At 43.6% G+C, this 21365-nt stretch carries 14 protein-coding genes; 7 read left to right on the top strand and 7 right to left on the bottom strand.

The features are described from left to right. Positions 1–247: 247 nt before the first annotated feature. Both MHO82_RS15865 and MHO82_RS15870 read right to left on the bottom strand, forming a co-directional pair. A complete protein-coding gene (locus MHO82_RS15865; protein WP_239185197.1) occupies positions 248–1222 on the bottom strand; it encodes a hypothetical protein in 975 nt (324 codons plus the stop codon). Between the two features lie 241 nt (positions 1223–1463). After that, the gene (locus MHO82_RS15870) at positions 1464–3044 is read right to left on the bottom strand and encodes a winged helix-turn-helix domain-containing protein (protein WP_239185199.1); all 1581 of its coding nucleotides are present in this window, start codon (positions 3042–3044) and stop codon (positions 1464–1466) included. A 297-nt stretch (positions 3045–3341) separates the two neighbouring features. Between MHO82_RS15870 and MHO82_RS15875 the strand changes: the two genes are divergently transcribed. Continuing rightward, positions 3342–3704 carry a DUF2799 domain-containing protein gene (locus MHO82_RS15875; RefSeq protein WP_239185201.1) on the top strand — a complete coding sequence of 121 codons (363 nt, stop codon included), beginning with the start codon at positions 3342–3344 and terminating at the stop codon, positions 3702–3704. A 79-nt stretch (positions 3705–3783) separates the two neighbouring features. On the opposite strand, the gene MHO82_RS15880 is transcribed toward MHO82_RS15875, so the two are convergent. Further along, the gene (locus MHO82_RS15880; RefSeq protein WP_239185203.1) at positions 3784–4677 is read right to left on the bottom strand and encodes a LysR family transcriptional regulator; all 894 of its coding nucleotides are present in this window, start codon (positions 4675–4677) and stop codon (positions 3784–3786) included. 200 nt (positions 4678–4877) lie between these two features. Here MHO82_RS15880 and MHO82_RS15885 point away from each other — a divergent pair, with 200 nt between their 5' ends. After that, entirely contained in the window at positions 4878–5762 is an 885-nt protein-coding gene (locus MHO82_RS15885; RefSeq protein ID WP_239185205.1) for an aldo/keto reductase, read from the top strand. A 100-nt stretch (positions 5763–5862) separates the two neighbouring features. Here the strand turns inward: MHO82_RS15885 and dapD are convergent, their stop codons facing one another. Together dapD and MHO82_RS15895 are read right to left on the bottom strand one after the other, a co-directional pair. Next, a complete protein-coding gene (gene dapD, locus MHO82_RS15890) occupies positions 5863–6894 on the bottom strand; it encodes a 2,3,4,5-tetrahydropyridine-2,6-dicarboxylate N-succinyltransferase (protein ID WP_239185207.1) in 1032 nt (343 codons plus the stop codon). Between the two features lie 221 nt (positions 6895–7115). After that, on the bottom strand, positions 7116–7415 hold the full coding sequence (locus MHO82_RS15895; RefSeq protein WP_239185209.1) for a YebG family protein: 300 nt from the start codon (positions 7413–7415) through the stop codon (positions 7116–7118). 80 nt (positions 7416–7495) lie between these two features. On the opposite strand from MHO82_RS15895, the gene MHO82_RS15900 reads away from it, so the two are divergent. Beyond that, a complete protein-coding gene (locus tag MHO82_RS15900; RefSeq protein WP_239185211.1) occupies positions 7496–8182 on the top strand; it encodes a DNA-3-methyladenine glycosylase I in 687 nt (228 codons plus the stop codon). Positions 8183–8282: 100 nt separating this feature from the next. Here MHO82_RS15900 and MHO82_RS15905 read toward each other — a convergent pair whose 3' ends face one another. Next, a complete protein-coding gene (locus tag MHO82_RS15905) occupies positions 8283–9185 on the bottom strand; it encodes a LysR substrate-binding domain-containing protein (protein ID WP_239185213.1) in 903 nt (300 codons plus the stop codon). Positions 9186–9322: 137 nt separating this feature from the next. Here MHO82_RS15905 and MHO82_RS15910 point away from each other — a divergent pair, with 137 nt between their 5' ends. From MHO82_RS15910 to recD, 4 genes are all read left to right on the top strand, one after another. After that, the gene (locus tag MHO82_RS15910; protein WP_239185215.1) at positions 9323–10294 is read left to right on the top strand and encodes a TDT family transporter; all 972 of its coding nucleotides are present in this window, start codon (positions 9323–9325) and stop codon (positions 10292–10294) included. Positions 10295–10422: 128 nt separating this feature from the next. Beyond that, positions 10423–13857: an exodeoxyribonuclease V subunit gamma gene (gene recC / locus MHO82_RS15915; protein WP_239185217.1), complete on the top strand. Its 3435-nt coding sequence runs from the start codon at positions 10423–10425 to the stop codon at positions 13855–13857. Between the two features lie 297 nt (positions 13858–14154). Then, the gene (gene recB, locus MHO82_RS15920; protein ID WP_239185468.1) at positions 14155–17751 is read left to right on the top strand and encodes an exodeoxyribonuclease V subunit beta; all 3597 of its coding nucleotides are present in this window, start codon (positions 14155–14157) and stop codon (positions 17749–17751) included. A gap of 10 nt (positions 17752–17761) precedes the next feature. Further along, positions 17762–19798 carry an exodeoxyribonuclease V subunit alpha gene (gene recD / locus MHO82_RS15925; RefSeq protein ID WP_239185470.1) on the top strand — a complete coding sequence of 679 codons (2037 nt, stop codon included), beginning with the start codon at positions 17762–17764 and terminating at the stop codon, positions 19796–19798. Between the two features lie 123 nt (positions 19799–19921). Here the strand turns inward: recD and argA are convergent, their stop codons facing one another. Beyond that, positions 19922–21259 (bottom strand): amino-acid N-acetyltransferase, encoded by a 1338-nt coding sequence (gene argA / locus MHO82_RS15930; protein ID WP_239185219.1) that lies wholly within the window; start codon positions 21257–21259, stop codon positions 19922–19924. Between the last annotated feature and the right edge of the window lie 106 nt (positions 21260–21365).

Below are 21365 nucleotides of genomic sequence, written 5' to 3' on the forward strand. Positions count from 1 at the left end.
TATGAGCAGCAGTTACAGTTATTAAAGGACTGATAGCGTGGTCGCCCCCTTCTAGGGGGCTATATTGCAAAACCGCCTTCTAAGAAGGCGGATATTTTTAATGAGAAATACGAGGGGATTTTGTTTATTTCTGAAGGTACGATATTTGGGGGGATATAGCCTGCTTAAATCGAAATGTTTAGTAAAAGGTAATAAAAAACCGAGCAAATAATATGCTCGGTTAAATAAAAGAAGAAAATTGGATATATTATTTAAGCTTAAATGAAGTTAATACAGTATCTTCATTCTTGTGGTCACCAATCATTTCATTTACTTTTACATTGCCAAATACTGGGTTATACCAAATAGTTTTTCGTACTGTTTGGTTCGCAGTTTTAGTTTCGCCTCGGTATGATTGACAGCTGAAATTATAGGTGTCACCAGAAACTATTTTAAAAGTTTCAATAGTGTCACTTCCTACTTTTAGGCTTTCGATGATTTTATCATTTGAATTCCAGTCTGTAGTGTAGATTAGTGTACACGTATCAGCTGAACCTCCTAGATCAGGGCCAGCTCCTTGCCATAACCTGCTAGTAAGCTCCGTAAAGTCGATTAAACGTGCCGTTTTTGTCACCGTTGAGGATACTTTAATTTGGCTGTTTAATAAATCGTTACCATTAACAATAAATTCCGCATCTTGATGTATATTTTCGATATTTTTATCGGTGCTAATAGATGAATCAGCATCTAGCTCGAAAACAAATTCAGTATTAGGAGTAGAGAAGTTGCTTGTGAAATACAGTGAGTCTTCATCTTCTCCAATTTGTGTTCCGTTTAAGTCATAGTGAGTTTCATTAATATTGAAAAAGCTGCTCTTTCCATCATTATCCAGCTTATTGAAAACTTTTTGCAGACTTTCTAGCTCTGCTTTGTCTTCCTGATTCTCTTCTTCATCAATGCTTTTTTGGATTAAACTAGCTAGTTCACTATTACTGTAGCTGCTAAATTTTTGTGTAAAGGTTCTGTTTTGTCCTGAATTGTGCGCGTTTGTTTGAGCAGTACTTGCTAGTAGGTTAACAGAATAAGTTAATTCCTCAAGCTTTGCAGCGTCAAAAGCGGTGTCTGCAATTTTGTACGTTTGGCCGCTGCTCTTTTGATGTGAGCTGCCGTTATCACCTGAACCGCTGTTACATCCAGCTAGTGCCATTGCTACAATTATTGATAGAATCGAAACTTTATTCATGAATGAGTTGCCTTATATTCTGATCATTAAAAGCAAAAATAGAATAGTGTTTCTTATTTTGCTTGAAGGGTAAATTCGATGTGGGAATATTAAGGTTCTGGCTAAGATCTTAGCAACAAACAAAAGATCTTATTGAATAAGAAAAGCTTAATTATTATTTAACTGATTGTTATTAAAAAATTATTTATGGCTTGGTTCATGTCATCAGCTGAGCTTGCCGATGACATGAATATAAATGTGGTTACTGTAGATATTCTTCAACTCGGGTACAATATGTGTCTAATGCTTGTTTCCAGTGGGTGATGGTGGCTTCCGTTTCACCTTCGCGATTAAACTTTAATTTGTACCATGGTTTCATACAGGTCTCTTTACTTTCTGCCTCTGATAAGCGTTCAAACATTTCTTCTGATGGAATAACTTCACTGAGTGCGACAAATGATTTTAAATAAAATAGCCTGAAGTTCCTTACATCCACTTCTTTTAATGCCAAAGAAGATAAGATGACATAGAGGTAAGCATTTTGAATTGAGTTATACGCATTACTTTTTTGAAGGACTTCTGTGGACTGTTGGAAATTACCTATTTTAAAATGCAATAAGCCTAGCCAGACCGCCATCTCTTTTGGTAAGTAATTAAAGCTGGATTCAATACGAGAAATAACCATGGCTATATCTTGGGGGCTGAGTGTTTGTGATTGCATGGAAAGGCGTGCAATAAACTCGGCCTCGAAGCGAGTGAGTTTTTCGTTGCCTTGTATAAAGGCAACTAATTCCTTCTCTCCACCATTAATCCACGTTAAATTTTCATCTCGATCATAAGGAGTGAAAGTATCTGATATTGGTAAAGTCATAAACTCGCCTAAGTCGAGAGATATTTGGTGCAAATCTTTTTTCAAACTATTTAGGCTAAGCGTATATTCTGCTTTCAATGCGAGTTTATTATGTGATCGAGAGATAAGTTCGACAATTGCTTTAAGCTCATCATCTTTATCGGTAGATGCTGTCGATATATTTACTTTGTAATCATAATTAATAATATTACGGCTGCCTGGCCAGTAAGGGCTATTATCAATACGATCAATAAAATAAGTAGGGGAGTTTTGGTTTCCTAAATCGATATAGGAGTAATTAACAACACTGCTTAAGATGAGTGCTTTTAATTCTCTGGTATATTGTTTTGCTTTATCATCTTTGGCTTTTAATGAGCCTAATAATACCGTGACTGATGGAATAAAGGCGCGATTTTTGAGTCCGACGCTATTTGAACTTAAATCGGAAGATAAATAGCTTTTCCAAGGGGGAGCCATTGAGCTAATTAAAACTAATAAGCCGATAATAACAGACAAGTAGATTACATGTGTTTTTCGGGGGACGAGGGTTGATTGAGTTGTGCTGATCGGGCCATGTTCAGATCGGCTTTCTTCTGCGTCAGAAGTGACCTCCGGTAGCGGTTTAATCTTTACCTCAGATAATGAAACCAGTTCGGGTTGGATGTAATACCCTTTTTTAGGGTACGTCACGATCAGCTTTTCAGCCCCTTCATGGTTTGAGTTTTGCTTGAATATGGCTCTTAATGTACTGATGCGGTTTGTTAGTACATTTTTAGAAATATAGTCACTTTGCCACACTCGTTGAATGATTTCGTCGCTTGATACGGCTTCACCTACGCTACTAAGTAGTACTTCAAGTAACTCAATACTACGGGGCTCAATATCAAGGTTTCCATCATGATTGCTTAAGTTTTTCGAAAGAGGGTTATATGTTAACCCTGCAATTATTATGTCGCAGCCAGCTTGTTTCGCTTCTTGTAAAATATCTTTCATTGATCATACCGTCTACCCGATCTTTGTTATGTCCTTTTATCGATGGGTAATTTCGTGAAAAGTAATGGGTTATCAGTAATTATTGCATCTGATTTTATAAGGATAATTTTGTCGTAATCTATCTTAAAATTTTAGCTAATACCAATAAAATACCAGCTAGAAACAGAGTGTTTATTATCATTCTCTATAGTTGTGACTTAGGTATTCATTAACATGAGTATTTCATGCTTAACTGTGGTTCAGACTCCTAGAATATACTAAAAATATATATACCGAATATAAATATACGGGGAGATTATGGTTAGTAAGGTGTTGATTTCTTTTATATCGTCTATTTTCTTATTTGGCTGCGCCTCTCCTGTGGTGGAACAATTTATTTCTGAGCAAAATTGGTACCAGGTTGGTTATTATGATGCGGAACAAGGAAATTTTTCACGGACAGAAGAAGCTGTTAATCAGTTAATAGAGAATGGTGATCCTGATTTCTCAGTGTATTTACAAGGGTATAGTGACGGTAAAGAGGCTTATTGTCAGCCTAAAAATGCCTGGATCTTGGGGCGGATAGGGCAGCCTTATCGTGGAATTTGCCGCGATTTAAAAAATGGTTGGCAGTTTCAACAAGATTGGAATGCGGGCCGAGAAAATTATTTGAGGTGGTAACGGAGTCTCTCAAGATATCGTGTCCAGAGTTCGTATCTTGAGATTATGGGTATCACGCTCAGCCCAGGTTTTGTTTATATTATTTTTTATTCTCAAACCATTGTTGTATGAAATGAGTAAAAGCGGAGAGCTTAGTACTTTGACGTAGCTGCGGGGGATAAATTAAATAAATTCTGTTTTTGGCGATGAAATACGAATCTAATACTTGTACTAACTCCCCAGATTTTAGTGAAGGCTCCACAAGGTAACAGGGCATTTTTATGATCCCTTTTCCTTGGTGAGCGGCTTTTAACAATAAGAAATTATCGTTAATGAGAAAGTCACCTTGGGTATCTACTTGAATGGTTTTGTTGCCATCAAAAAACTGCCAGTGTGTTAGGTGTGGATCCGATAAGCAATTATGGTGGTGTAAATCGTGTGGGTGTTCTGGAGTTCCGCAATGAGCTAAGTAGCTTGGTGATGCGCAGCAGATATGTTGATATGACATGAGTTTTTTGGCAACCATGTTATCCGGTGGGGTGTTGGTTGCCCGTATGGCGAGATCAAAGTGGCTCTTAGCTAAATCTTGTCTGTTATATCCAACATCAATGTCGAACTGGATGTCGTTGTACTTTTTTTGGAAGTCGTGACAAATATCGACCAAGAAACGCTGGCTGAATATGGCCGGAGCCGTGATCCTCAATAATCCGCTGATCTCACTTTTGGTGTGATCTAACTCTTTCTCTAACTGCATGATAGAGGCGTTGATGCCTTGCATCTTTTCAAGAATTTTTTCGCCAGCCGGAGTTAAACGTACACTGCGTGTCGAGCGTATTAGCAAGCTAGTGGCTAATTCTTGTTCAAGCTGATTGATTTGAGAGGACAGGTAGCTGCGAGATATCCCTAAATGGTCGGCGGCTTTGGAGAAGCTGAGTTGTTTAGCTACTTCACTGAAAAGTGCATAACGTTCAAATCGCTTGTGCATTTTATGCATGGGTTGCTTTACATCGAGCAGAGGTAAGATGGGTTCATTATATCGTTCAATATATCAAACTAATATCGAGTAATTGTGCTCTATATCGAATTATCTTTTCTTTTAAGTGGGGTTAATCCAGCCATAGACCCTAAGTATACTGATGTTAATACAGTAAGTTACCAAGTGAAGGTAACGACACAATAAAAGAGGTGTGGATTGTGCTTAAAGGAAACTCGGTTTTTTCACCGTTAGTACAAGGCTATTGGCGTATGGCTGCATGGGGAATGACGACCCAGCAGCAGCTTTCTTTTGTAAAGCAGCATATTGAATTAGGCATTACTACCGTGGATCATGCGCCCGTTTACGGAGCCGCTGAAAGCATGTTTGGCGACGTACTTGCGTTAGATCCGAGCTTGCGTGAACAGATTAAGATTGTCTCAAAATGTGGTATTTATCCTGAAAATACAGGCGATGGTAATCCGCGAGTTTCTCATTACAACAGCAGTAAAGAGGCCATTTTAACTTCAGTTGATGAATCTTTATCTCGCCTGAAAACGGATCATTTAGATGTATTGTTACTGCACCGTCCTGATTTATTGATGGATGCCGATGGAGCAGCAGAAGCGTTTGCTGAGCTGACTGCTGCGGGGAAAGTAAAACACTTTGGGGTATCGAATTTTACACCATCGCAGTTTGACTTACTTCAGTCTCGTCTAGAGGCTCCGCTGGTGACGAACCAAGTGGAAATTAACCCTGCGAATTTGCAAGTGACAGAAGACGGCACGTTAGATCAATTGCAACAAGCACGTGTACAGCCAATGGCGTGGTCGTGTTTAGCAGGTGGCCGTATTTTCACGGACAATAGCGAGCAGATGGTACGTTTACGTGAAACATTGACCGAAGTCGGCCATGAAATTGGTGCCACTTCGATTGATCAGGTCATTTTTGCTTGGGTAATGAAAATGCCATCAAAGCCTGTTCCTATTATAGGCAGCGGCAATATTGAACGTGTGCAAGCGGCTGTCGCGTCACTTGAATTGAATTTGACCCATGAACAGTGGTATCGAGTTTGGGTTGCCTCAAAAGGCCATGGTGTTGCATAGAGTCGTAACAGCAGTCGCTAAATGAGAATTAAGAGTTACTAAAGAAAAGGTTGACGGATTTCGTCAACCTTTGTGTTTATAAGCAATAAGGAAGAATGATTTAGTTATTGCTGTGTAGCTCGCTGTTTAGTTCAACGGCTGTTTTGTTTGTTAGGCATTCAATCTGGCCTGTTACTGAGTTACGACGGAACAGTAGATCAGATTTGCCAGTAAGATCGCGAGCTTTAACCACTTCCACTTCTTGGCCGGCTGTATCTAGCATACGTACTTTTGAACCTGCGGTTACGTATAAGCCAGATTCAACTGTACAACGGTCGCCCAGTGGGAAACCAAGGCCAGCATTGGCACCGAGTAGGCTGTTTTCACCAATAGAAACAACCACGCTACCACCGCCAGATAAAGTACCCATGATAGAAGCTCCACCACCAATGTCAGAGCCTTCGCCAACCATAACACCCGCAGAAATACGGCCTTCAACCATGCTAACACCCGCCGTACCTGCGTTGAAGTTGATGAAACCTTCGTGCATTACGGTTGTGCCTTCACCAACGTGAGCGCCTAAACGGACACGAGAAGTGTCAGCAACACGGATGCCAGCAGGAACCACGTAGTCCACCATTTTCGGGAATTTATCAACACAATCAACCGTGATAGTTTCACCGTTTAGGCGAGCTTCGATTTGACGATCGGCTAGCTCAGGTAGATCGATAGGGCCTTTGTTTGTCCATGCGATGTTGTGAAGCAGACCGAAAATACCATCTAAAACGGTGCCATGAGGTTTAACAAGACGGTGAGAGATAAGTTGCAGTTTTAGGAAACCTTCAGCCACAGAGCTTGGTTTCTCATCTGTTGCTAGTACAACAAGAACAAGTGGTTGAGAAGATTGCGCCGCTTTTGCAGCAAATGCACCATTTTTCTCGTCGCCATTTGCGTTAAATGCAGCTGCTAGTGCTTCACATTTGTCCGCAGAAATTTCGATAAACTGGTTACCTTCCTTGTAACCACTCACTTCAGCAACCGCACTAACTAGCGCGTCGCTTGGGTTCAGTACTGGGTTTGGAAAAAATGCTTCAATGATTTTTTCGTCACGGTTTTTCGTTGCGGTACCAAAGGCAAGTGAAAAGTGAGCCATTATTGATAGTTCTCCATTACTATTAAAGTCGACTGCTTATGCAGCGTATTCATGAGTTGATACCATCATAATGAGACTTTGATCATTATAGAAGAGCTAAACACGCGAATATTTAGAATAAGTCGGTAGGATTTACTACAAAAAGGGATATAAAAGACAGATAAGAAAGGAAAGGGGGATAAGCAGCAAACCTTAGGAGTCGGTTCACTGCTTGAGATGCTTTATGCAGCTTCTGAGTCAGAATCAGAAGACGCTTCTGGCTCTTCTTTTTTCGCTTTTTTCGGAGCTGGCTTGCGTTTTGCGCCTAAAGCAGCAAGAACATCATCTTTACGTTTGGCTAAGTATAAAGACAGCTCTTCTTGTTTTGCTTCATCTTCAATAAGCTCACTTTCACTTAATACAGTGAATAGCTCATCAGCCATATCCAGCATTTTGTCATAAGCGTCAGCTTCTGCTTTAGAGGTAAAAGTCATCTTTTCTTCTCCGTTGCGTTCCACTACGTACTTGACGATAACAGCCATGGTCATCCTCTCTCTATTGATTTACTGGCTTTTTATACAGTAGGATCCACTGTCTGTCTAGTTGATGAAGCGACATTGTGATGACAAAAGAGAAATTTGACGCCATTTATCAGCGAGCCGCTGAACGTAAAGGCGGGGAAGTGGAATTAGAAGCACGTTTAAGCCAAGTGTTAACGGATCAAGAGTTGGTTTTATTACCTGATGATCGTTGGTTGGCAGTGATGACACAAAAGGTGTTTCAGTGTGGCATTACGTGGCAGGTAGTGCGTAATAAGTGGCCAGGTTTTGAAGAAGTATTCTGGGGCTTTGATATCGAAAAAATGTTACTGATCCCAACTGATATGTGGGAAAGCAAGGCGCAAGATACCAAAATTATTCGTCATTTAGGTAAGGTTATGACCATTCCAGCCAATGCTGAGATGATTTACCAAGCTCAAAAAACACATGGCTCTTTTGCACAACTGGTCGCGCAGTGGCCTTCCGAAGACATTATAGGCTTATGGCAATACATGAAAACCAAAGGTAAGCGCTTAGGTGGTAACACTGGGCCGTACGCGCTGCGTCAAATGGGAAAAGAGACGTTTTTACTGACAGGTGATGTAGAGGCGTATTTAAGAAATACGGGTATTGTGGATAGCGGTAAAAATACCAAGCGAGCACTAACCGCAACGCAAGCGGCTTTTAATGACTGGCAACAAGAATCTGGCCGTAGCTTAACGCAAATTAGCCAGATCATTGCTTTCAGCGCCGGAGATAATCGTATTTAATCGTCTTCCTATAGGTAAGTGTGTACAGCTTTTAGCTCACAAAGTATTAAATAGCTGATTGGCACATTGTGATCTAAAAGCTCTTGAGTATAGTCTTTGACTATTGTGAAGCAGTTTGATTTTGTTGCCATTGCTGACAAAAGGCGATGAAGGCTTGCAGCAGTGGGCTTTGGTATTTTTCTTTATGCAGTAATAACCAATAACGGCGTTTCATGTCGAGAGGGAACTTGAGCTCAACCAGTCGTCCATCGGCCAAAGCATGTTGAGCGGCGAGTTGTGACAAACAAGCGATACCAAGCCCTGCGGCAGTACTGTTGATAATGGCTTCGGTGGTATTTAGCTCAAAAGCTTCTGACCATTGCTCAATACGTGGTGCAATGCGTTGTAAGAAAAACTCTCGACTACCGGAGCCTGCCTCACGCAGTAACCACTGGCTCTTTTCTAAATCTCCCAGCTGGATATTGCCTTGTTTTGCCAATGGATGATTTGGCGAGCACACCACACACATCTCATCACTGTGCCACGGCTCCATAAATAAATTGGGGTGCTGGGTTTTCCCCTCAATTAAACCAATATCTAATTCGTAATCACTGAGCTTTTGGCAAATTAAGGCGCTGTTGCCAATCAGCAGTTGTTGTTCGTGTTGATCGGTATGTTTGCGAAAATCACTGAGCAAATAAGGAGCAACTTGATTGCCAATGGTGTCACTGGCTCCAATTTTGAGTTCACCATTTAGTAAGCTTTCGCTGTCAAACAGGTGGCTGATATCGCTAGTACGCTCTAACAGTTCATTGGCCAGAGGTAATAGTCGTTTGCCCTGAGCATTAATAAATAAGCGGTTGTTGACGCGATCAAACAGCTTATGGCCGATGACTTTTTCTAACTCACCCAGTGCCATACTAATCGCAGGTTTTGATAAAAACAGTTTATCTGCCGCCGCCGTGATGGTTTTTTCCTGTGCGATGGTCACAAACACATTGAGTTGTTTTAGGGAAATATTCATAACAAATGGGCACTTATTATTACGTCTCTAAATGAGTTAAGTTATATTTAAAAGGTGGTTAAATATATTCAGATATAATTAATTATTAAGCCTGATTACACTGACAACATCAACTTAAATAGCGATGTGAGATCAGAATGTTTATAGCAACCAAAAGAAAAATAGCCGCAGCGCCAACCCCTATGGCTGGGCTTGCCCTTGGTATTGCCAGCTTAGGTTGGTGTTGGGAAAATGCTTTACAGTTAAACGGCCAAGGTCAGTTGATTGGTGCTGGTATCGCTTTTGTTCTTTTGTTTGTACTGGCAGGTAAGTTTGTTCTTCACCCGCGTTTACTATGGAACGATTTAGCGCACCCAGTCGTTGGGAGTGTGGTGCCGACATTTGCCATGGCATTGATGGTGGTGTCTAACGGTATGGGTAAGGCGCTGCCAAGTGTTGGTGAAGGGCTATGGCTGGCGGCGGTGGCGATGCACGTGATCTTTCTTATTCTTTTTTTGTACCACCGAATTCCTGAATTTGAACTGCATCATTTGGTGCCGAGCTGGTTTGTCCCCCCTGTCGGCTTAATCGTGGCAGACGTGGCTTTCTCTGGTTCTGACAGCTTACGCCCATTAGCAGAGGCATTATTGATGTTTGGTTTATGTGCGTATGCGGTGATGTTACCTGTAATGATTTATCGTTTGATCTTTAGTCATGAAGTGCCTGATGCGGCAAAACCAACCATTGCCATTTTGGCTGCCCCTGCCAGCTTATCGTTAGCGGGCTACTTAACCGTAAGTACAACGCCATCTCCGGTGATCATTGCACTATTAGGTGGTATTGCGATTTTAATGACATTCGTTATCTATACGGCATTGTTTCGCTTATTGCGTTTGCCTTTTAGTCCTGCGTATGCCGCTTTTACGTTTCCTCTGGTGATCAGTGCAACAGCATTATTTAAAACCGCGGCATGGATGGGGGAGCAAAGCGTTGCTCAGCAATACGTGAATCAGGTACAAACATTAGCAACCTTAGAGCTGATCATTGCTTCCTTGGTGGTGGGCTATGTGGCCATTCGTTATTTAGCTTTTTATCGACCTTTGACTAACTTGGTTTATAAAACACACTAATTGCTATTATTGTGAGCGTAAGGCCTGTTTTCTTTACCGAACACAGGCTTTTTTTGTTGAATTGATTGATAGCAACCCTGAGCTGATAGACAATTTAGCCATTCCCCCCTCAATACAGAGATGGCCACGTGTTTACTGTTTATCACTCAAACCAGCTGGATTTATTAAAATCTTTGCTGGTGGAACTGATCCGTTTAAATCCTCTTGATAACCCGTTCGAGCAAGAACAAATTTTAGTCCAAAGTCCTGGTATGTCTCAGTGGTTAAAGATGGAGTTGGCCAAATCATTAGGGGTAGCAGCAAACATTGAATTTCCTCTGCCTGCGACGTTTATCTGGAATATGTTCACCAAGGTGTTGTCAGATGTTCCCGAACGTAGTGCTTTTAACAAAGATGCCATGACATGGAAGCTGATGCAGGTATTGCCACAGCAGTTGGAACAACCCGAATTTGAACCGCTCAAACGTTATTTAGAAAACGATGGCGATCATTTAAAGGGCTATCAATTAGCGGAAAAAATCGCCGATATCTTTGACCAATACTTGGTGTATCGACCGGAGTGGATCCAGCAGTGGGAATCTGGCCAAGTGGTGGCCGAGCTGGAAGGGGAGCATCCATGGCAGCCTATTTTGTGGCAGGCACTGTATGATCAAACGTTGGCTTTGGGTCAATCACCGTACCACCGTGCTAATTTGTATGAGCACTTTATTGAAACCTTAGAAGGGTATTTGCACAGTGGCGATTTACCTCAAGGTTTGCCAAAGCGATTGTTTGTTTTTGGTATTTCTTCACTGCCTCCTCGCTACCTTGATGCTTTAGCGGCAATGGGTGAGCATATTGATGTTCATTTGATGTTTACCAACCCATGTCGTTACTACTGGGGAGAAGTGCGCGATCGTAAATATTTGGCTAGATTGGCGGCAAAGCGACGACTTCAAGTGAAATGGTTGGATGATCACAGTGAGCAAGGGGAGTTATCTGAACAGCTAAAAGGCACCATTGATGAAAATGTCATTGATGATTTTCATGATGATGTGGTCGGAAACAGCCTGTTGGCGTCGATGGGGAAATTAGGTCGAGACAACTTGTATTTGATCTCAGAAATGCAGGGCCAAGAAATTGAAGCCTTTGTGGACATTGAGCCCGATTCGCTCTTACACGCCATTCAAGCGGATATTTTGAATTTAGAAGAGCGTCAAGATGATTCTATTTTAGATTCAAGTTTGCATAAGTTTGCCATTGACCCAAGTGACGATTCGCTTTCTATTCACGCTTGCCATAGCCCGATGCGAGAAGTAGAGGTGCTGCATGACAAGTTGCTGACCATGTTTGATAGCGATTCAGCTCTGAAACCTCGTGATGTGATCGTGATGGTGGCAGACATTAATGCCTACAGCCCAGCGATTCAGGCGGTATTTGGTAATGCACCAGGTAACCGTTATGTGCCTTTTTCTATTTCGGACCGTACTGCAGAGCAGGAAAACCCGATTCTTTTGGCTTTTTTACGTCTGCTTAACTTACCGGAAAGCCGCTGTGCTGCCTCTGAGCTTTTAGAGTTATTAGAAGTGCCTGCCGTGATGAGCAAATTTGGTTTTGATAGCCAAAGCTTTGAACAGGTAAAGCGCTGGATTGAGGAAGCGGGTGTACGCTGGGGGCTAGATAAAGACACCGCCAGCCAGTTTGAATTGCCAGAGCAGAGCCAAAATACGTGGTTATTTGGTATTCACCGTATGTTACTTGGTTATGCGATGCCTCACGATGTGGGGTTATTTGATGGCATTTCCGCGTATGAAGAAGTTCAGGGATTAGACGCGGAATTGGCCGGGCAATTGGCACACTTTATTGATTGCCTAATTGTTTATCGTCACCAGTTAGCGAAAACGCAATCAGTGACTCAGTGGACAGCAACCTTAAACACCTTATTGGACGACTTTTTTGAGGTAGAGCTGGAAGGTGAGTTGGTCTTAAAGTCGATTCGAGATAATTTGCAGCGATTACAAGAGCAGCTTGATGATGCGGGTTATCAAGAAGGCATTACCCCAGCGGTGTTAAATTATTACCTGCAAAATAAACTGTCTGGTGAGCGGGTCAGTCAGCGCTTTTTAGCGGGGCAAGTCAACTTTTGTACTTTGATGCCAATGCGCTCCATCCCTTTTAAAGTGGTGTGTTTGTTAGGCATGAACGATGGTACTTACCCACGTAACATCGCGCCAGAAGGCTTTGATTTGATGAACGGTCGCACTAAAGCCGGGGATCGTTCTCGACGCGATGATGACCGATACCTTTTTCTAGAGGCTTTACAGTCTGCGCAAGAAACCTTGTACATCAGCTATGTTGGCCATTCAATCCAAGACAACAGTGAGAAAGTGGCTTCAGTTTTAGTCAGTGAGCTGGTGGAATATTGTCAGCAGAGTTATTGCTTGGAAGGGGATCAGCACTTAGCCGTGGATGAATCCGGAGAGCGCCTGAAAAACAACATAATTGCACACCACCCACTAGTGCCATTCAGCCCTGACACGTTTACCAGTGAAGTGGGTAGTTATGCGGCAGAATGGTTACCAGCGGCCACTCGTTCAGGTATGGCCAGCCAAGGTTTTCAATTAGCCGAGCTCAATAGTGAAGAGTTTAGTGCCGATCAGGCTCGTACGTTAGACTTGGCTGAATTTCAGCGTTTTTGGCGCTTGCCTGTTCGTTACTTTTTTAATCGCCGTTTGAAAGTGTTCTTTGAGCCTCCAATGGGCGTGTTGAAAGACGATGAGCCGTTTACCTTAAATGGCCTTGATAGCTACTTAATGCGAGATGAACTGTTAGAGCTGTTATTGAGCCACCAAGGTGGAGATGAAAGCGCTTCATTTGCTCAGTTTGCTGCTGCACAGAAAGCCGCAGGTCGTTTACCTATTGCCGCTTTTGGTGATATTGAGCTAGAGATCACTCGTGCTGAAGTGGTGAATTTAGCGGAATCTATTTTACCACTTGTGAGTACACCGAAAGACGATCATGAAGTTAAACTGACTTTAGATGTGGATGGGAAAACCGTTCACCTCCAAGGATGGCTTAAGCAGCGCTATTTTAAAGGCATGGTGCGCTATCGAAGCGGGAAAATTCGCCCTCAAGATTTGCTGACCGCGTGGTTTGATCATCTGTGTTTGGCTGCCTCAGGGGAAGGTCAGCCGACTCATGTGATTGGTACTGACAGCCACTTAGTGCTGAATAGTATTGAAACTGAGCAGGCTCGGAGTTATTTGACAGAGGTTATTTCACTTTACTACCAAGGGTTGAATAGGCCTGTTGCGTATTTTCCAAGAACGGCGTTGGCTGGCATAAAAGGCTGCATTGGCCGTGATGGAAAGTGGAAAGACGATGAAGAAACCTTAGTGAAAGCGTATAAAAAAATGGCAGACAGTTTTAACGACGGTTATCTGTTTCCAGGAGAAGGCAGCGATGTGTACATTGCACGTGTATGGCCACAATGGACAGAAGAATTAGCGGTTGAATCCATGCAGTTAGCCAATCTCGTATTACAAGCGGCGGTGATGAACAGCGAAGAAGTGGGTGATGAATAGTGAGTTGAAGATGTAGTGTGGCCGCCAGCAAATCATTTTTATTTGTAGGGTGTCCGCTGTACGACCACAGGTCCAGAGGTAGACCAAGTTTCTGTTGGCGATACTAACTAATGCATGATCTACAAACCGTGAGAAAGATCTCACATTAATAGAAACAAATTTTATTCTTAAAGCGAATTGCATTTTCTAAGTGTTTGATCACATTTGCATTGTGATCATCATCACGGCAAGCCGCTTTATTCAATACGGTGGTCTTTAATGACTAAAATAACGATAGCGGAATCTCAGCCTGTAGAGATGGTCGCCCCTCAAAAATTGCATCCGATGACGTTTCCCCTTCATGGTGCGAGATTGATTGAAGCGTCGGCAGGCACAGGGAAAACATTCACCATTGCCAGCTTATATTTGCGTTTGTTGCTAGGTCATGGCAGTGAAGAAACCAGCCATGTTAGCGAGCTAACGGTGGATCAAATTCTGGTGGTGACATTTACTGAGGCTGCGACTGCGGAGCTGAGGGATCGTATTCGAGCTCGTATTCATGATGCCCGCTTAGCGTTTAGCCGTGGAGTGAGTTCCGATCCGGTGATTGCGCCCTTGTTAGAAGCGATTAGTGATCATAAGACGGCGGCAAAAATCTTATTGCAGGCCGAACGTCAAATGGATGAGGCGGCCATTTATACCATTCATGGTTTTTGTCAGCGCATGCTAACGCAAAATGCCTTTGAATCCGGTAGCCGCTTTAACAATGACTTTGTGACCGATGAAAGCCAGTTAAAAAATGTCGTGGTGGCAGATTACTGGCGTCGTAATTTTTATCATTTACCGTATGTATTAGCTCAAGAAGTGCGTCAGGTGTGGGGATCGCCTGAGGCGTTATTAAAAGACATTGGTGGCAGCTTAACAGGTGCGCCAGTGAAGCTCAGTGTTGAAGCCATGACGGACTCTTTAGAGCAACTTCATCAGCAGAATCTAGCACGAATTGATGCTTTAAAAGCACTGTGGCGTGAGCATGAAGACGATTTAGAAGTGTTGATTGCGAACTCTGGGGTAAATAAACGCAGCTACACCAAAAAGAGCTTACCTACTTGGCTGGCTCAGGTGAGTGCATGGGCAGCGACGCCAACCTCTGGGTATGAGCTGCCGGATAAGTTGGAAAAGTTCCATCAGCAGACACTCATTGAAAAAACAGCCAAAGGGGATGCGCCAGAACACCTTGTGTTTAGCGCGATTGCTGAGTTGCTTGATAACCCAGCGAGCTTACGTGATCCGCTGATGGCCCATGCGATTAATGAATGTCGTGGTCTCTTGGCGCAAACCAAACAAAAGCAAGGTTGGCTGTCGTTTGATGACTTGCTGACTCAGCTCTCGGCGGCGATCGACAACGATCAAGATGATCTTCTGACTGATCGCATTCGTAGCCAGTACCCGGTTGCGATGATCGATGAATTCCAAGATACAGACCCACTTCAATACAGTATTTTTAGCTCGATTTATACGGGAGAACGTGCCCAGCAAGCGAGATGTGGGTTATTTATGATCGGTGATCCTAAACAAGCGATTTATGCTTTCCGTGGGGCTGATATTTTTACTTATATCAAAGCTCGACGTCAGGTCACGGATCACTACACATTGGATACAAACTGGCGCTCTACAGCCGATATGATCGCATCGGTGAACAGTGTGTTTGAGCGCCCAGATAGCCCGTTCATTTATGATCAAGATATTCATTTTCTGTCCGTGAACCACAGTCCTAAAGCACCTAGCCGAAGCTGGTGGCTTGATGGGCAGCAACAGTCAGCGCTGACATTCTGGCATCAAGACAGTGTGGATGGTAAGCCAGTAACCAAGGCCAGCTATCAACAAATCATGGCAGAAGCGACTGCTGCTCAAATTCAGCATGTTCTAACTCAATCTCAGCAAAATAATGCCTACTTCCAAGATGAAGAGCATAAAAAGGCGATTAAGGCGGGTGACATTGCGGTATTGGTGCGTACCGGAAGCGAAGGAAAGCTGGTACGAAATGCATTGGCTGAACAAGGCATTGCCAGCGTGTATTTGTCTAACCGTGATAGTGTGTTTTCCAGTGCGGAAGCGGCGGACATTCAGCGTTTATTACAAGCGGTGCTTACACCACAAGATGAACGTGCACTTAGAGCCGCATTAGCATCGAGGCTTTTTTCACTGACCGCCATGAAGCTTGATGAGCTCAATAGTGATGAAACCGAGTGGGAAAATGCGGTTAATGAGTTTAAGGAATACCGTAAGCTGTGGTTGCAGCGAGGTGTTATGCCTATGCTGCGTAGCGTGATGAGTAAACGGGAAATTGCCGAGCGTTTATTGGCCGAAGATGGGGGCGAAAGGCGATTAACCGATTTACTTCATTTAGGTGAACTGCTTCAGCAAGCCAGTCAAACTTTAGACAGTGATTATGGTTTGTTGCGTTGGTTGGCGGAAAATATTGCCGAGCCTAACGGCAATGTTGAAGATCAAACCTTACGCTTAGAATCTGAACGTAACTTAGTACAAATAGTAACAATCCATAAATCAAAAGGCTTGGAATACGATTTGGTCTTTTTGCCGTTTGTGTGCAGCTACCGTGAAGCAAGCGAGGCGAAATACCATGATGAACAGCAAAGCATCACCATACTGGATATTACTAAGCAAAAAACGTCGTTAGAGCTGGCAGATAAAGAGCGGTTAGCAGAAGACTTGCGTTTGATTTATGTGGCCTTAACGAGGGCGGTTTATGGCTGTTATGTGGGCATGGCTCCGGTTCGTAATGGTCGCAGCACTAAAGAGCCTACCGGGTTGCATCGCAGTGCGATGGGTTTTTTGGTTCAAAACGGCCAAGAAGGGGGCATTGCCGATTTGGAACTCGCTTTAGCCAAACTTTCCGAAAGTCAGCCTGCCATGAGCGTCATGGATCCACCATCATTACCTGAGAGCCCTTGGCAGCCAATGGTTTCTGGTGAAGTGGAGCTAAAAGCCAAAGAGTTTACCACGCAGATTGAACGAAACTGGTGGATGACCAGCTACTCTAGTCTCGTCAAACAAGGCCATCAAGCGCATCATGACAGCAGTTTTGATCTACCTGGTTTTGATATTGACTCAGCACAAGAGCAATTTGATGGGGTGGCTGAACATGAGTTGGAAGTTGAGCCTGAATACTCTATTTATACTTTTCCGCGTGGTGCTCGACCGGGTACGTTCTTGCACACAGTGTTTGAAGAGGTTGATTTCACCGCCCCTGTAGACAGCCCTGAAACCGTGGCGATTCTTACGGATCTATTGACTAAAGAACATTATGATTTGGTTTGGTTACCCGTACTCCAAAAGCTGATTGATGATGTATTGCAATGTCCGCTTGATGGGCATGATCTGAAATTAGCAGAGAAAAACAGCAGCCAGCGTTTAACCGAAATGGAATTTTTATTGCCCATTGAGTTACTGTCGGCACCGATGGTGAATAAAGTGATTGCCAAGCACGATGCGATTTCTGCCAAAGCCGGTGAGCTTGGTTTTGCGACGGTCAGCGGCATGCTAAAAGGGTTTATTGATTTAGTGTTTGAACATCAGGGTAAATATTATGTTCTGGATTGGAAATCAAACCATTTAGGCGATGATCCCAATGTGTACCGAGGTGAGCAGCTTACCGAGGCAATGCGCGATCATCGTTATGATTTACAGTATCAGATCTATGCAGTGGCTCTTCAGCGCTTTTTACGTAGCCGTATTCCAGATTATGACTACGACACGCACTTTGGCGGCGTGTATTACTTATTTTTACGCGGGATGAAAGCGGGGAGTGACAGCGGTATTTTTTACGCTCGTCCAAGCCAAGCATTACTGCATGATTTTGATAAATTGATTGACGGAGAACCAGTCGATGTTTAATTCATTGCCAATTCTTGAGCGCTTACAAGAGTTTGCAAAACAAGGGGTGATTCGTCAGCTTGATTACCAGTTTGCAACTTTTGTGGCCAGCCGTGTAGAACAAAACCAAGCCTCACTCGCAGCTCTGATGGGGGCTCTGGCCAGTTTTGAGCTGGGGCGCGGCCATGTGTGCGTATTGCTGAATGAATTGGATCCTGAGCGCTTATTTGGTTTGCCTGCTCGTGTTTCGAGTACTCTGACATCAGAGCTGAGTGCTCCTGAACATTGGTTGCAAGAGCTTGAGTGCATGCCTGTGGTGTCTACTGGCGGGCAAGCCACGCCGTTGGTACTTGAAGGCGGCAGATTATATCTTCACCGCTATTGGAACTTTGAGCAGCTGGTCGCCAGTAAGTTAAAACAAGCGGCATCTTCGATTGAGCCAGCTGCTATCATGAGTCAGGTTCTCGATGAGCTGTTTGCCCGCAGTTATACGTTTTTATTTGATGCTTTAAAGCAAGCGGAGAAAAAACAGCCCCTTACTCAACAAGATCGCCAGCAGCTTGTGTGTGACATGCTGGATGTGGTTGCGCCCGAACGTTTGGATTGGGGCTCTATTGAGCAAGTGCTAACAACGGCAACTCGTGTTGCTGATCTTGCGGTTTTGAATCAGCTTATTCCTAACTCAGCATGTTTGAACTGGCAAAAAGTGGCAGCGGCGGTGGCACTTACTCGTCGTTTTTCCGTGATATCGGGTGGGCCAGGTACAGGTAAAACCACCACGGTAACTAAGCTATTAGCGGCTTTAGTCATTCAGGCGCAAGAGCAGCAACAAGTGCCGACAATTCAGCTGGTGGCTCCAACAGGTAAGGCGGCTGCGCGTCTGACAGAATCCATTGGTCAGGCTGTTAATTCGTTAGCGGTAGATCCTGAGATTAAGGCGTTAATCCCAACTCAATCCAGTACGATTCATCGCTTGTTAGGCTCGATTCCAAATCAAGTGGATTTTCGCCATAACCGAGAGAATCCACTTCACCTTGATATCTTGGTGGTGGATGAGGCTTCCATGGTTGATTTGCCTATGATGGCCCGACTGCTTGATGCCATGCCAAATCATGCTCGTTTGGTACTGTTGGGAGATAGGGATCAGCTCGCCTCGGTAGAAGCGGGCGCGGTATTGGGGGACATTTGTTCGTTTGCCGATCATGGTTACAGCGAAACCCAAGCGACGCAGTTATCGAAATTAACGGGTTATCAACTTAGTCATCAAAATCTATTAAGCTTGCCAAGTGCAGTGGCGGATAGCTTATGTATTCTGCGTAAAAGTTACCGTTTTGATGCTCGTTCTGGTATTGGACAGTTGGCAAAAGCGGTCAATGCGGGTAATCGTTATCAAGTAGAACAAGTCTGGGGTAAAGGGTTTAGCGATATACGCTTTCATGAATTCAGTAGTGATCATTACCAGAGTATGATTCGCATGATGGTCAATGGCTATCGCAGTTATTTAGGCCACATTAGTGCCAATGATGAACCGAAAGTGGTGTTGAATGCTTTTTCTAAAGTACGGTTATTGTGCGCGCTCAGAGAAGGAGATTTTGGTGTTTCCGGGTTAAATCAGCGTATTGAAAGAGCGTTGATTCGAGATAACCTGATAAGCCCAAATGAAGAGCTGTGGTATGTCGGCCGGCCTATTATGATCACCCGTAATGATCATGGCTTGGAGTTATACAATGGCGATATTGGTATTGCGATGCGAGATCCCATTGAGCAGCGTCTACGGGTTTATTTTGATATGCCTGATGGCTCCATTCGTGGGGTATTACCAAGCCGTTTACCAGAGCATGAAACCGCGTATGCCATGACGATTCATAAGTCCCAAGGATCAGAGTTTGAACACACGGTAATGGCATTGCCTCAAGATTTTTCACCGCTATTAACTCGTGAGCTGATTTATACCGGGATCACGAGGGCGAAAAAGCAGTTAGATTTATTTGGTACTCAGCCTGTCGTCGCTCGAAGTGTTCAAGTGAAAACCGAGCGAGCAAGCGGTTTAGGGGTACTACTCAGTTAACAGAGCTAACGTGGTTGAGCAGATTTGACCACGTTATTTGTAAAAAAATAAAAGTGCCAGCGCTCTATGATGAGATCAGCTGGCATTTTTATGGGCATAAGTATTCAGCTTTTCCTGAGAAGTTTATACATCCAGCACCAAGATTTTTGAGCGACGCTGCAAGTTGTATAAGTCTTGTTTTTCCATCGGCAACTGTGAAACATTCACTTCATAGAAACCTTGCTCTCTGAACCAATGCAAGCTGCGGGTAGTAAGAACGAATAACTGGCGTAGCCCCTGCTCACGAATTTGCTGTCGTAAGTGGTTCAGCAGCAAAACACCCCGATCGCCATCGCGGTAGTCAGTGTGCACGGCAACACAGGCCATCTCGGCCATTCTGTCTTCTGGGTATGGATAAAGTGCCGCACAGCCAATGACTAAGCCATCTTTCTCAATAATGGTGAACTGTTTGATCTCTTGTTCAAGTTGCTCACGAGAACGACGAACGAGAATCCCTTCTTCTTCTAGCGGCCGAATAAGGTCTAAAATACCGCCAATATCATCAATGTCAGCTTTACGTACTTGTTCAGCGCTGGCCATGACGACCTGAGTACCAATACCATCAAACGAAAATAGTTCTTGAATTAAAGCGCCATCTTCTTTGTAGCTGATTAAGTGGCTACGTGGTACACCAGCTCGGCAAGCCGTCACCGCTCCTCGTAAAAAGCGCATGGTGCCCGTGGTGTTGCCATCGTTCGGATCCAAATCGCGTTCTAGACGATGAAGAATTTTATTGGCTTCACTTGGCAAAAGTTCAGCGGCGATCTGGCCATGTTCGTTAACGACCCCTTGTTCTGAGCAAAAGCCAATGAGTTTATCGGCACTCAGTCGAATGGCTAATTGAGTGGCCACTTCTTCTGATAATAAATTAAAACATTCGCCTGTCACTGAACTAGCAATAGGGCCAAGCAGTACAATGGATTGTTGATCCAGCATTCGGTTGATACCTTCAATATCAATACGGCGAATGCGACCGCTGTGGCAGTAATCCACGCCTTCATCGACCCCGAGCGGTTGGGCGATGACAAAATTACCGCTGATGACATTAATTTGTGTGCCTGCCATCGGGGTATTATTCAGGCTCATGGATAAACGAGCAGTAATGTCGAGCTGTAATTGGCCAGCGGCTTGTTTTACGAGCTCTAAGGCATATTCATCGGTGACACGTGTGCCTTTGTGATAAGGGGTTGTGTAATCATGAGTGTTGAGAATATGACTGATTTGCGGGCGAGCGCCGTAAACAATCACAATGCGCATCCCTAGGCTATTAAGCAAAGCGATGTCGTTGACGATGTTAGCGAAGTTTTGATCAGCAATGGCTTCACCACCTAGCATGATGACAGCGGTTTTGCCTCTATGGGCATTAACGTAAGGGGCAGACTGACGAAATCCCTTAACTAAAGCGGTACTACGTAATTTCACTATTAATGTCCATTTAAATAATTATCCACTTATAGTGACTAATTATTTTTATTTGTGCAATAGTTAGGTTCTGGTTCAAGTTTTTTCGTGTTCTGGATAAGGATGA

The sequence above is a fragment of the Vibrio sp. Of7-15 genome, assembly GCF_022347565.1.
Taxonomy (GTDB): domain Bacteria; phylum Pseudomonadota; class Gammaproteobacteria; order Enterobacterales; family Vibrionaceae; genus NORP241.

What these genes read in the sequence shown, in the direction of transcription:
- MHO82_RS15870 (WP_239185199.1), bottom strand. Translation starts at nt 3,044, where the DNA reads ATGAAAGATATTTTACAAGAAGCGAAACAAGCTGGCTGCGACATAATA.
- recB (WP_239185468.1), top strand. Translation starts at nt 14,155, where the DNA reads ATGGTCGCCCCTCAAAAATTGCATCCGATGACGTTTCCCCTTCATGGT.
- MHO82_RS15865 (WP_239185197.1), bottom strand. Translation starts at nt 1,222, where the DNA reads ATGAATAAAGTTTCGATTCTATCAATAATTGTAGCAATGGCACTAGCT.
- MHO82_RS15875 (WP_239185201.1), top strand. Translation starts at nt 3,342, where the DNA reads ATGGTTAGTAAGGTGTTGATTTCTTTTATATCGTCTATTTTCTTATTT.
- MHO82_RS15905 (WP_239185213.1), bottom strand. Translation starts at nt 9,185, where the DNA reads ATGAATATTTCCCTAAAACAACTCAATGTGTTTGTGACCATCGCACAG.
- MHO82_RS15910 (WP_239185215.1), top strand. Translation starts at nt 9,323, where the DNA reads ATGTTTATAGCAACCAAAAGAAAAATAGCCGCAGCGCCAACCCCTATG.
- MHO82_RS15880 (WP_239185203.1), bottom strand. Translation starts at nt 4,677, where the DNA reads ATGCATAAAATGCACAAGCGATTTGAACGTTATGCACTTTTCAGTGAA.
- MHO82_RS15895 (WP_239185209.1), bottom strand. Translation starts at nt 7,415, where the DNA reads ATGGCTGTTATCGTCAAGTACGTAGTGGAACGCAACGGAGAAGAAAAG.
- dapD (WP_239185207.1), bottom strand. Translation starts at nt 6,894, where the DNA reads ATGGCTCACTTTTCACTTGCCTTTGGTACCGCAACGAAAAACCGTGAC.
- MHO82_RS15900 (WP_239185211.1), top strand. Translation starts at nt 7,496, where the DNA reads ATGACAAAAGAGAAATTTGACGCCATTTATCAGCGAGCCGCTGAACGT.